Origin of the sequence: Clostridium sp. SY8519, assembly GCF_000270305.1 — a bacterium.
In the GTDB taxonomy this organism is placed as follows: domain Bacteria; phylum Bacillota; class Clostridia; order Lachnospirales; family Lachnospiraceae; genus SY8519.
On the sequence record NC_015737.1, the window covers coordinates 2628484 to 2640519 of the forward strand.

The window sequence follows — 12036 nt, forward strand, 5'->3', positions numbered from 1 at the left end:
CCGTAAATCCCGAAGCATCCACGGACACTGTACTTTACACTACCATAGATCACCGCTCACGTCCAGCCGCAATCCTTTTATCATCAACAGCATTAGCAGCAGCTTACCGCATGATCCGTCCGCCGATAGTAATACGCATGATCCGATAAAATCTCCTCTTCCATCAGAGAACTCTGGTTTACCTCCCGCACCATCCGGGACAGGGTCTCCGGATTCAGCGCGCGTGTAGCCGGCACGAGAATCACCTCATGAATACTGCTGGGCAGAATATACAGGTCCGCGTTCAGCTTCCGGGCAAAATTTTCCAGAAGACCTTCATAGAGCATACAGGCCGCACCGAAATAGCTGCTTTCATTCGTCAGCACATACATGGGCAGTTCCGGTTCTTCCGGCCGGTTTTCTTCCCACTCCGCCGGATTCTCCTCCAGTTCCTGAATCACCTGACGGATATTCTTCAAGGAACTGCCCAGCATATGCTCCGTATTTTCTGCTGCCGCTTCCAGCAGAGTCCCGGCAGTCACCTGCCAGTACTCCATATGGGTATCTGTGACCAGAATCGTGGCATTTCCATACGATGCATCCATTCTGACCAGACAGAAAAATACAATTGCCAGATCAAGATAAGGCACATGGGGCACCTGTGTCAGAAGCTCTCTGTTTTTTTCATAATTGACCAGTTTATACGCAATCCGGTGCTTCACCTTCCGGTAATCCGTAAAAAAGCTGACATCCACACTGGTGTCCGCCCGATGGGACTGATAGCTTAACAGGATCCTGTGGTAGACCTCCTCAAAATCCCTTCCTTCCCGGTACAGCCGGTAGAAAGAATCCAGATAGATGGCCGGGGCAATATTTCTCCCCTCTTCCAGGATCACAAGTCCATCCAGGATCTGACCGTTATTTTTTGTGATTTTATAAATTTCGATTGTTTTCGGGTCCGGTACATCTGCCTCTAGGCGCTGCTGCACCGAAGCAATGAAACTCTGATATGTCATAGGCATAGAACCCGGGATAAACGGGAAGCAGAAACTCCCCGGAAAGAAAAATCAGGAACAGAATTCTGATTTCGATACTACACTTCCAACGAAACTCCGTCAATGGTATATGTGCATAAAGTTCCTGAGACGCAAGGCGTCTGCCATTCCCTTCTTTTCCTCTGTAAATTTGTGGCAATCCACTGATTTTCCTCTGCCGGAGGATCCCCGTACGGATTGTTTTGCTGCATAAACCATCTTCTTACCGAATCCCACAGCAGTCTTTCCGGATTTTGCAGTTACCGTAACCGTATATTTTTCCCCCGTTTTACCTTGACGGTCTTACTGGTTGCTTTTACTTTGTAGGTCTTCTTTCCTACTTTTACCTGGTAAGCCGCGCCTTTGACCTTTGTCCATTTAATCGTCAGTTTTCCTGAACCTTTTTTCACCTTGACTTTCAAGTCTTTCTTTACGATTTTGAAGGTTTTTTCCGCGGACAGACCGGTATAAGAAGCAGTTTCTTTGACAGCTGCCCGATTGATCACAGGGGACTAAAATGGGTGCATATATGGGTGCATACGAAAATGTAAAAAATCGTTAGTTTTAGTATAAATGTAATAAGAACATATATTCTTTTTTCAAAAGCAAAAAGCCCTGAACCCCTTATAAACACTGGAGTTCAGGACTTCTCATACACAAGCTAACGATCGGACTCGAACCGACGACCTATTGATTACGAATCAATTGCTCTACCAACTGAGCCACGTTAGCATAAACATACAGGATTCACCCGCATGCTTAATTATTATATAGAATGCCTTCCGGTTTTGCAATAGTTTTTTTATTTTTTTGCGCGGGAACCGGATCTGGATTTTCCTGTTTTTCCCTTTTTGCGATTTTTCGCGGACTTGGACTGGGCAACCGCTCTTCTGCCCCGGGGCGCCGCAGGCGGCATCAGACTTTCGTAAAGCTTCTGGTAGATTCCTGCCGAATGCTTCCAGGAAAAGTCTTTCTGCATACCGCGCACCGCGATCTGCTCCCATGCGGAGTGATTCTGGAAAAACACTTTTGCCGCATACGCAATGATGTCACTCATTTCGTGCGCATTATAATGTGAAAAAGAAAATCCCGTCCCGGTATTTTCGTATTCATTGTAAGGCTCTACCGTATCTTTCAGACCGCCGGTTTCTCTGACGATCGGCACTGTACCGTAACGCAGGCTCATCATCTGCGTCAGACCACAGGGCTCAAACATGGACGGCATCAGAAACGCATCGCAGCCGGCATAAATCTGATGCGCAGCATCTTCCTGATAGGCAATCTGCGCCGCAGCCCTGCCGGGATAACGCGCTGCAAGCTCCTGGAACATATGCTCGTAACGCTCCTCGCCTGTTCCCAGAACCACCAGCTGAATCCGCTCCTCGGACTGAAGCACATAATCTATCCGGCAGGCAATGAGGTCCATGCCTTTCTGGTCTGTGAGACGGGATACAATTCCAATCAGAAACGTATCCGGATCCTGTTTCAGTCCCATCCGCTCCTGCAGCACTGCTTTATTCGACGCCTTATACGCGGAAAAACTGTGCGTATAGGGATATGCAATCAGCGGATCTTTCCCGGGGTGGTAGACCTCATAATCCAGTCCGTTAAGGATTCCCTGCAGTGAGCTTCCGCGGGCGCGCAGGGCTCCATCCAGACCCTCGCCGCCTTCCGGTGTGCATATTTCTTTACAGTAAGAGCTGCTGACCGTTGTGACCGCATCCGCGTATACAATGCCGCCTTTCAGAAGATTTGCCTTCCCGTAGGATTCCAGTCGGTCGTAAGTAAAACAGTGATCCGCAAGACCGGTAATATCGCGGATTGCATCGATAAACCACCGGCCCTGATAACGCAGATTGTGAATGGTAAATACTGTTTTTATCCTACGATAGAACGGATCCCCTGCAAACTGTTCCTTTAAAAAAACGGGAAGCAGTCCGGTCTGCCAGTCGTGGCAGTGGATGATATCCGGCTGGAATCCGATAAGCGGAAGCACCGTCAGCACAGCTTTGGAAAAATACGCAAATTTCTCCGCGTCCAGATAAATCGCGTCATAGGGTGAGGGACCGGAAAAATAATATTCGTTATCAATCAGATAATAGGTCACACCGGCTGCCTGGGTCTGGTATACACCGGCATACTGGGTCCGCCAGTTCAGGGAAACCTGACACTCCAGAATCCGCTTCATGTTCTTCTTCCGTGCCGGATCCATACAGGCATACAGCGGCAGAATCACCCGTACATCATACTGGTTTTTCGGAAAATTTGCCGGCAGCGTGCCGGCAACATCTGCCAGCCCCCCTGTTTTTATAAATGGAACTGCTTCGGATGCAGCAAATAATACTTTTTTCATAAAATATTTTCCGCCATTTCTTTCATTTCCCGCGCATTATCGCGCACCGTATCTGTAATTTCCGCGCCTCCCAGCATACGGGCCAATTCCCGGATGCTGTCCTCCCGGTCAAGGGCGCGCACCTCAGAAACAGTCCGGCCGGCGTCTGTGGATTTTTCAATCAGAAAATGTGTGTCCGCCATGGCTGCGATCTGGGGCAGATGCGTAATACAGATCAGCTGATGATGCCGTGCCGTTTCCCGCAGTTTTTCCGCTACACACTGTGCGGTACGGCCGCTGATTCCGCTGTCAATTTCATCAAAAATCAATGTACCGGTATGATCTTTTCTGGCCAGCACCGTCTTCACTGCCAGCATGATCCGCGACAGCTCGCCGCCGGAAGCTACCTGATCCAGCGGACGCACCGGCTCCCCGGGGTTCGTGGAAATCAGGAAACGAACCCCGTCTATTCCGTGCGCAGCCGGTTCTTCCAGACGGCTGAATGCCACGGAAAATTCCACATGCGCGAAATTCAGCTCTTTCATCACTTTGCATACGGCCTGTTCGAAAACCGCCGCCTTTTTCTTTCGAACCGCGGAAATCCGCTCCGCGCAGGCATAGAGTTTCTCTTCTGTCTGTCCCAGATCCTTCCGCAGCTGTCCCAGATATTCCTCATAGTGATTCAGCTGTTCCAGACGCCGGATCTTTTCTTCCCGAAGGGCAAGAATATCCGCGATCGTATGACCGTATTTTTCCTTCAGGCGGTTGATTTCGTTTAATCGTTTTTCCGCCTCTGCCAGCGCCTGACCGCTGTCTTCCGTTTCTTCCATGGCGGAAGACAGATCCATGTTAAAATCATCCAGCAGGCTGCTGATTTCCGAAAGCCGGTCTGCAAATTCCGAGGCCTCTTCCGAATAGCGGGATGCTTCCAGCAGTTCCCGCAGCGCTCTTCCGATCTGTTCTGAGGCGCTGCCCTCACCGGAAGCGCACCATCCGTTCACTGCGGCATAACTTTCTGCCGTTTTCTGACTGTGGCTCAGTCTGCGGTATTCCTTTTCCAGGGTTTCATCTTCCCCGGGCGTCAGGGAGGCTTCTTCAATCTCACGGATTTCAAATTCCAGGAAGGAAATTTCTCTGAGCTGTTCTTCCCGATTGATGGAATTTTCCTGCAGAATCTTTTTCTGTTTCTGCCAGGTATGATAAAGGTCCTTCATATCTGCCAGCAGCGTCTTCAGATCCTCCCCCGCGTAGGCATCCAGGAATGTCCTGTGATTTCCGGCCGTACGCAGTGATTCATGGGAATGCTGGCCATGCACATCAATCAGATGGGCTGTCAGTGTTTTTAAAGCGGACAGAGATACGGTTTCTCCGTTCACTCTGCACACACTCCTGCCGGCAGCGGTAATCTTGCGGGTGATGATGATTTCTCCGGATGCGTCGTCCAGATCCATCTGCCGCATGAGGTCACGTACTTCCTCCTCGTCTGTGTGAAAGGTCAGTTCTACCAGCGCGGATTCCGCGCCGTCCCGCACCAGCCCCTTCGGGGCCCGTCCGCCCATCGCCAGATTCACGGAACCGATGATCATGGATTTGCCGGCGCCGGTCTCACCGGTCAGAATATTCAGTCCCGGTCCGAACGCAATCTCTGATTCATGAATCAGCGCAAGATTCTTTACATAAAGATTCCATAACATACGGCAGTCTTCTCCTCTTTCTGCAGCTATTCCAGCATGATTCCCCGCAGCCGTTCCTTTAAGGTTTCCGCCTCTTCACAGGTTTTGACCGCGCACATTATCGTATCGTCTCCCGCTATCGTTCCCACGATTTCCTCACAGTCCATGGAGTCCAGCGCCACCGCCACTGCCATGGCCATACCGGTCACCGTATGGATCACCAGGATGTTCTGGGCGGTTTCAATGGATACTGCTCCTTCCCGGAATACTCTGCCATACTTATCTTTTAAGTGAAGTTCATTTTTTGTAAAAAGCGTGTATTTCTGATGTCCGCCGGGCATCGATACCTTGGTCAGCTGCAGCTCCCTGATATCCCTGGATACTGTGGCCTGTGTGACACGGTATCCTTCCCGGTTCAGATAATCGCACAGCTCTTCCTGTGTTTCCACATCGTGTTCCCGGATGATTTCCAGAATTTTTGCGTGTCTTTTTTCTTTCATACTCAAATACTGTCCATTTTTTTGCTGAGGATCTGAAGGAAACTTACTTTATTCAGTTTCAATATCTTAACATCCTCACTGGTCCGGTGTGCCGTGATCTTATCCCCGACTGACAGTACCGCGCAGCTGTCTCCGTCAAAATCAACCGTTGCCTGTTCATCCTGCTCCGGACGCCGGGGCAGCAGTTCCACCTCAATCGTGGAATCAGAACCGATGACAATGCTGCGGGACTGCATATTGTGCGGATTGATGGGGGTCAGAAGAATCATATCCGCCTTGGGATCCACAATCGGTCCCCCTGCAGACAGACTGTAGCTGGTGGAGCCTGTCGGCGCCGCGATAATAATTCCGTCCGCATGATAGGAAGTCAGGAATTCTCCGTTGACGGAAATACGCAGATTGATCAGCTGGGTCGGCTCTTTCCTGTGAATTACGATGTCATTCAGAGCACGTATGTATTCTCCGCTGCCGCCGCACTTGATTCCCTCCAGCATCATCCGGTGTTCCACTTCATATTCATCCTGAAACAGCCGGTCAATCGCGTGAAATACATTGCTGCGCTCCAGCTCGCAGAGATAGCCCAGCGTACCGAGATTCACTCCGATCACAGGGATCTTCAGCTCTGCAAGATCCCTGGACGTGCGTACAAAGGTACCGTCTCCGCCGAATACCATAATACAGTCCGGCGCTACCGCCCGTGCCAGCCCTTTTCGTATCTGTTCCGGCAGATAACTGTCTGTCCTGCTGTCCGTCTCTGTCTTGTAATTTTCCTTACCTGTGACAATACTGCAGGCTTTTCCCCCTTTGTCTGTAATATAACGGATGACCTGACGTGTAAATTCCAGATCCTTGTCCCTGCTTTTGTTGGTAATCAATAAAAAATTCTTCATTATTATCTGTCAAGTTCCCCATGCGCCTGATGTACCACTGTTTCTGCTGTATCTTCTGAAAATCCGGAGATATCCTGTGAAAATCCGGATGAATTCTGCGCGCTCTTACGCAGATAAATCAGGTATTCAATATTCCCTTCCGGCCCCTTTACCGGAGAATAGTCAAGCCCGCAGACGGAAAACCCGGCTTCCCCTGCAAACCCGATTACCTTGCGAATGACTTCCAGATGTGTTTTCCAGTCCCGCACGACGCCTTTTTTTCCAACTTTTTCTCTTCCCGCCTCAAACTGCGGTTTGATGAGGCAGACCATTTCTCCGCCTTCTTTCAGCAGATTCCAGGCCACCGGAAGCACTTTGCTCAGTGAAATAAACGACACATCTACGGAGGCAAAATCCAGCAGTTCACCGATCTGTTCCGGCGTTACATAGCGGATATTGGTTTTTTCCATGCATACCACCCGCTCATCCTGGCGCAGTTTCCAGGCAAACTGTCCGTAGCCCACATCCACCGCGTATACCTTTGCGGCTCCGTTCTGCAGCATACAGTCTGTAAATCCACCGGTAGAAGCCCCGATATCCATGCATACCTTGTTTTCCAGCACGATCGGGAAGGAATTCATGGCTTTTTCCAGTTTCAGTCCGCCTCTGCTGACATATTTTAATGTTTTTCCCCGGATTTCGATCGCCGCGTCATCCGGAAACATGGAGCCGGGCTTGTCTTCTCTCTGCTGATTCACAAAGACATTTCCTTCCATGATCATTGTTTTTGCTTTTTCTCTGGATGGCGCAAGATTTCTCCTGACCACCAGCACATCCAGTCGTTCTTTCACAGATCTCTCAGTTTCCTTTCAATTCGTTCGGCTGCCGATTCGCTGTCGATCCGCAGCGCCTGTCTGAGTACATCCACATTTCCATGCGGTACAAAACAGTCTTCGATTCCGATGGTCAGCACATCGGTATGGATGCCTGCCTGTTCCAGCACTGCTTCCACACTCTGGCCGAATCCGCCGGTCAGTACATTTTCCTCCATCGTGACAAGCAGCGGATACTTCTCTCCCGCCCGGAGAATACTCTCCCGATCCAGGGGTTTTAAAAATCTGGCATTCACCAGCGCGGCGTGGATGCCCCTCTGTTTCAGTATCTGCACGGTTTTCCATGCTTCCGAAACCATGGAGCCCAGCGCGTAGATCACCAGGTCATCTCCCTGTGCCATCTCTTCTGATTTGCCCGGTGCGATCTCTGCCCGCATTTCCTCAAATTCCATGCAGGCTTCTCCCCGGGAATAGCGGATTGCTACCGGCCCGTCCTGCCGCATGGAAAATCGCAGCATATCCGCAAGTTCCTTCGCGTTTTTCGGAGACATAACCATCAGGTTCGGCACCAGATTCAAATAGCTCAGATCAAAAATTCCCTGATGGGTATCTCCGTCCGCGCCTACCAGTCCGGCCCGGTCAATGGCAAAAAGCACCGGCAGTTTCTGCAGACAGACATCCTCAATCAGCTCATCAAATCCCCGCTGAAGGAAAGAAGAATATACCGCAAACACCGGGCGCATCCCGGCGGCCGCAAGCCCGGCGGCAAAGGTCACGCCGTGGCCTTCCGCGATTCCCACATCAAAGAAGCGGTTCGGGAAATTCTGACGAAACCGGTTCAGTCCGGTGCCGTCTGCCATAGCGGCCGTGATCGCCACAATCCGGTCATTTTTCCTGGCCATATTGGTAATGACTGTGGAAAACACCTCTGTATAATCCGGGTTGTTTTTCTTTTTTTTCAGTTTTCCGGTTTCCGCGTCAAACGGTCCCACGCCGTGGAACTTGTCCGGATGCTGTTCGGCCGGAAAATAGCCTTTGCCCTTCTTTGTCATCACATGCACAAGGACAGGCCCCTGAATTCTTTTGGCTTCCGTAAGAATATGGACCAGATCGGCAAGATTGTGTCCGTCAATCGGTCCCAGATACGTAATGCCCATGTTTTCAAAAAGCATGCCAGGAATCAGGAGCTGCTTCAGACTGTTCTTAGCTTTGTGCATCCGTCTGGCTACACGCTCCCCGTAAGGCAGCTTTTCCAGTTTGCTGTGTACGCCGCTCTTAAATTCTTTATAGCCGTCGGCCGTGCGCAGCGAAGCCAGATGGTTGGAAAATCCGCCTACATTCGGTGAAATAGACATCTGATTATCATTCAGCACAATAATAAAATTACTGTGGAGCGCGGTGGCGTTATTCAGTCCTTCAAAGGCGAGCCCGCCGGTAAAGGCGCCGTCTCCGATGACAGAGACCACTTTATAATTTTCCCCCAGGATTTCCCTTGCCTCCGCCATGCCGATGCCGGCGGAAATTGCGGTAGAGCTGTGCCCTGTATCAAAACTGTCGCAGATGCTTTCCGACCGTTTGGGGAATCCGCTCATACCGCCATACTGACGCAGGGTATCGAATCCGTCCTTTCTGCCGGTAAGTATCTTGTGGGTGTAAGACTGATGCCCCACATCCCAGATTAACTTGTCTTCCGGAAAATCCAGAATCAGATGCAGCGCCATGGTCAGTTCCACCGCGCCCAGATTGGATGCCAGATGTCCACCGGTCTCGGACACATGCCGGATCAGAAATTCCCGGATCTCATCCGGCAGAAGCAAAAGTTCCTCCGGTGTCAGCTTTTTGATATCATTTGCGTGATTGATTTTATCCAGTATTGCCATACGATTCTTTCTCTTTTCCATGTCCTGCCTGTCCGGCAGAACCTTTATTTTGTACGGTGTACCAGATGCCCCATCAGTTCCTCCAGGAAATAATTTCTCCTGGGAAGGCTGCGTAGGACATCCAGTCCCCGCTCCGACAGCATCTGTACATCCTCGGAGGCACGTTCCAGCCCCCGCAGCGTTACATAAGTATCTTTCTGATTGCGGCTGTCGCTGCCCACCGGCTTGCCGATCTGCTCCTCGGTACCCGTCACATCCAGAATATCATCCCGGATCTGAAAAGCCAGGCCGAAGTCTGCTGCCGCAGATTCAATTTCTGTAATCCTTGCATCCTCCGCGCCCGCCAAAATCGCGCCGGTCATCATCGCCCCTTCAATCAGCGCCCCCGTCTTGTACTCATTAATATAATCCAGCGTAGGAATATCGATGGATCTGCCGTCATTCTGCACATCCACTGCCTGCCCGCCGACCATTCCGTATATGCCTGCCTTTCGGGCCAGATTGGCAAAAGCAGCTGCGGCGCCTCGGCATTCCGGATGTGCCAGAATTCCGTCTGCGATTGTTTCGTAGGCCAGATTCAGCAGTCCGTCACCCGCCAGAATTGCCATGGCTTCTCCATAAACCACATGCGCTGTCTTATGGCCCCGCCGCAGTTCATCGTTGTCCATGGCCGGCAGATCATCATGAATCAGAGAATAGGTATGAATCATCTCAATGGCAGCCATAAAAGGTTCAATCACTGTGCTGTTTCCGCCAAACAGCCGGTACGTTTCCCGCATCAGAATCGGCCGGAGGCGCTTGCCGCCGGACCGGACACTGTAATTCATCGCCTGAATCACCATTTTCTGCATGCCGGTTTCTTTCGGCAGATAACGGTATATCGTCGCCTCGGCCTCTTCGATGCGCCGGGACAGTTCCTTCTTGAATTCCATGCAATCACCTGCTCTTTTCCTGTGCCGCAGATCAGTTCTGCTCCTCTTCCGCATCCAGCGGTTCCATGGTGCCGTCCCCGGACAGTACCAACATCTTCTTTTCTATGCCGTTCAAAAGATCCGTACAGATGCGGATGTCTTTCATTCCCTGCTCATACAGCCGGAATGACTCGTCCAGAGTGACATGATCTTCCTGCATGCGCCTTACTATTGTATCCAGATGTTCAAACAGTTCCTCCAGTTCCGGTGTCTTGTTTGTTTCTTCACTCATTCTGCTTCTCCTGTCCCGTGTTTTTCTGTTTCCTTCACTTCCGCAAGGATTCTTCCATCTGCCAGATCCGCAGTCAGAAGGCTTCCCTGTGTCAGCTGTTCCACGCTGTGCACCGGCCTTCCCTGGGTATCGCTCAAAAACGCATAGCCGCCCGACAGCTTGCGCAGCGGCGAAAGCCCCTCCAGACGGGACGCGTAAAGAGACAGCGCATGCCTTCGGGCGGTGTACTTCTGTTCCATGGCCGCCGGCAGCTGTTCTGCCAGGTGTGTCAGCCGGAACCGGCAGACAGACAGGCTGTGTTCCATTCGCTCCCGCAGACGGTCCGTGTATTCATCCACACGCTGACGGCTGCTTTCCAGCCGGTACTGCGGGCTGAAGGCAGCGATGGCTGCGGCCCTCTGTTTCAGTGTCTCACGGAAAAAATCCAGCCGATGGCGCATCCGCTGCTGCAGGGACCGGGAGATATGTTCCAGCCTGTCACTGGCTTCCCGGATGTCCCAGACTGCCAGCTCTGCCGCCGCTGAAGGTGTCGGGGCACGCAGGTCCGCCACAAAGTCCGCAATTGTTGTATCTGTTTCATGTCCCACTGCAGAAATGACCGGAACGGAACATTCGAAAATCGCCCGGGCCACGGCCTCTTCATTAAAGGCCCACAGATCCTCCATGGATCCGCCGCCCCGGCCGACAATCATCACATCGACCCCGGTTGCTTCCAGTGCATGAATTCCCTGGATAATCGAAGCCGCTGCCCCGTCTCCCTGCACCTGCGCCGGATACAGAATCAGCTGGACACATGGGTTTCTGCGGTGGGAAATGTTCTGAATATCCCGGATCGCGGCTCCTGTAGCCGCCGTAACCACACCGATCGTCTTCAGAAAGGGCGGAATCTGTTTTTTGTATTCCGGAGCAAACATGCCCATTTCGGCAAGTTCCCGCTTCAGTGCCTCAAATCTGCGGTACAGTTCTCCCGCGCCGGCCGGTTCGATTTCCTCTGCGTACAGCTGATAGACACCGGCGCGTTCATAAACGCGGATGCCTCCCCGGACAATCACCCGGTCCCCGTCTTTCATGCGGAACGTAAGACCTTTGGCCCGGTTTCCCGAAAACATGACTGCCGCGATTACGCCGTCACTGTCTTTTAAGGAAAAATAAATATGTCCGGAAGAATGGTACCTGCAGTTCGACACTTCACCCCGGACATAGATTCTTCGCAGCATAAAATCCTGCGCAAACATATTCTTGATATAGGAATTGATCTGTCCGACAGAATAAATGTTTTTTGTCATAATACCTTTGCCAGCAGACCATTGACAAATTTCGGCGCGTTGTCATCGCCATATTTCTTGGCCAGTTCCACTGCCTCATTGATAGCAATCGCCGTTGAGATACTGTCTTCCTGAAAAATCTCATATACCGCCAGACGGAGAATCGTCAGCTCCGCTTTTCCGATACGTGAAGTCTTCCACTTGTCTGCAGATTCGTTAATCTTCTGATCGATACTCTGACAGCTGTGCAGAATATCCAGTACCTTGTCGTGAATATATTGATAGTCTTTTTCCGGAACTTTTTTTTCTTCTCCGGACTGCAGTTCCGCCAGCGCAAGCCTGATCTGCTCCTCCTGGCTGTCTTTTTCATAAAAATCCAAACTGAAAAGAATCTTGAAGATCTCTTCTCTGATCTCTCTTCTGGTCATAACACTCCTTAATCCCTGCGGCAGAAAGATCAGCTGCCGG

Annotated in this window: 12 protein-coding genes and 1 tRNA gene; all 13 read right to left on the reverse strand. The window is 51.2% G+C overall.

Features of this window, described 5'->3' with window-relative positions; all coding sequences use genetic code 11:
• Nucleotides 1-92: 92 nt before the first annotated feature.
• Nucleotides 93-995 carry a DUF5688 family protein gene (locus CXIVA_RS12145; RefSeq protein ID WP_041727936.1) on the reverse strand — a complete coding sequence of 301 codons (903 nt, stop codon included), beginning with the start codon at nt 993-995 and terminating at the stop codon, nt 93-95.
• 278 nt (nt 996-1273) lie between these two features.
• A complete protein-coding gene (locus tag CXIVA_RS14140; RefSeq protein ID WP_158309843.1) occupies nt 1274-1423 on the reverse strand; it encodes a hypothetical protein in 150 nt (49 codons plus the stop codon).
• A 249-nt stretch (nt 1424-1672) separates the two neighbouring features.
• Nucleotides 1673-1745, reverse strand: a tRNA-Thr gene (locus tag CXIVA_RS12155).
• Between the two features lie 70 nt (nt 1746-1815).
• Nucleotides 1816-3366 carry a glycogen synthase GlgA gene (gene glgA, locus CXIVA_RS12160; RefSeq protein WP_013978342.1) on the reverse strand — a complete coding sequence of 517 codons (1551 nt, stop codon included), beginning with the start codon at nt 3364-3366 and terminating at the stop codon, nt 1816-1818.
• Complete coding sequence (gene recN / locus CXIVA_RS12165) at nt 3363-5039, reverse strand: DNA repair protein RecN (RefSeq protein WP_013978343.1); 1677 nt, start codon at nt 5037-5039, stop codon at nt 3363-3365. The genes glgA and recN overlap by 4 nt, the downstream gene beginning before the upstream one ends.
• Before the next feature lie 26 nt (nt 5040-5065).
• A complete protein-coding gene (gene argR, locus CXIVA_RS12170; protein ID WP_013978344.1) occupies nt 5066-5518 on the reverse strand; it encodes an arginine repressor in 453 nt (150 codons plus the stop codon).
• A gap of 2 nt (nt 5519-5520) precedes the next feature.
• Nucleotides 5521-6408: an NAD(+)/NADH kinase gene (locus tag CXIVA_RS12175; protein ID WP_041727939.1), complete on the reverse strand. Its 888-nt coding sequence runs from the start codon at nt 6406-6408 to the stop codon at nt 5521-5523.
• Nucleotides 6409-6410: 2 nt separating this feature from the next.
• Nucleotides 6411-7238, reverse strand: coding sequence for a TlyA family RNA methyltransferase (locus CXIVA_RS12180; RefSeq protein ID WP_013978346.1), 828 nt, complete (start codon nt 7236-7238; stop codon nt 6411-6413).
• Nucleotides 7235-9100, reverse strand: coding sequence for a 1-deoxy-D-xylulose-5-phosphate synthase (gene dxs, locus CXIVA_RS12185; protein ID WP_013978347.1), 1866 nt, complete (start codon nt 9098-9100; stop codon nt 7235-7237). The genes CXIVA_RS12180 and dxs overlap by 4 nt, the downstream gene beginning before the upstream one ends.
• 44 nt (nt 9101-9144) lie before the next feature.
• On the reverse strand, nt 9145-10032 hold the full coding sequence (locus tag CXIVA_RS12190; RefSeq protein ID WP_013978348.1) for a polyprenyl synthetase family protein: 888 nt from the start codon (nt 10030-10032) through the stop codon (nt 9145-9147).
• A gap of 31 nt (nt 10033-10063) precedes the next feature.
• Nucleotides 10064-10303 (reverse strand): exodeoxyribonuclease VII small subunit, encoded by a 240-nt coding sequence (xseB, locus tag CXIVA_RS12195; protein ID WP_013978349.1) that lies wholly within the window; start codon nt 10301-10303, stop codon nt 10064-10066.
• A complete protein-coding gene (xseA, locus tag CXIVA_RS12200; protein ID WP_013978350.1) occupies nt 10300-11589 on the reverse strand; it encodes an exodeoxyribonuclease VII large subunit in 1290 nt (429 codons plus the stop codon). Before xseA ends, xseB begins: the two co-directional genes overlap by 4 nt.
• The gene (gene nusB, locus CXIVA_RS12205) at nt 11586-11996 is read right to left on the reverse strand and encodes a transcription antitermination factor NusB (RefSeq protein ID WP_013978351.1); all 411 of its coding nucleotides are present in this window, start codon (nt 11994-11996) and stop codon (nt 11586-11588) included. The genes xseA and nusB overlap by 4 nt, the downstream gene beginning before the upstream one ends.
• Between the last annotated feature and the right edge of the window lie 40 nt (nt 11997-12036).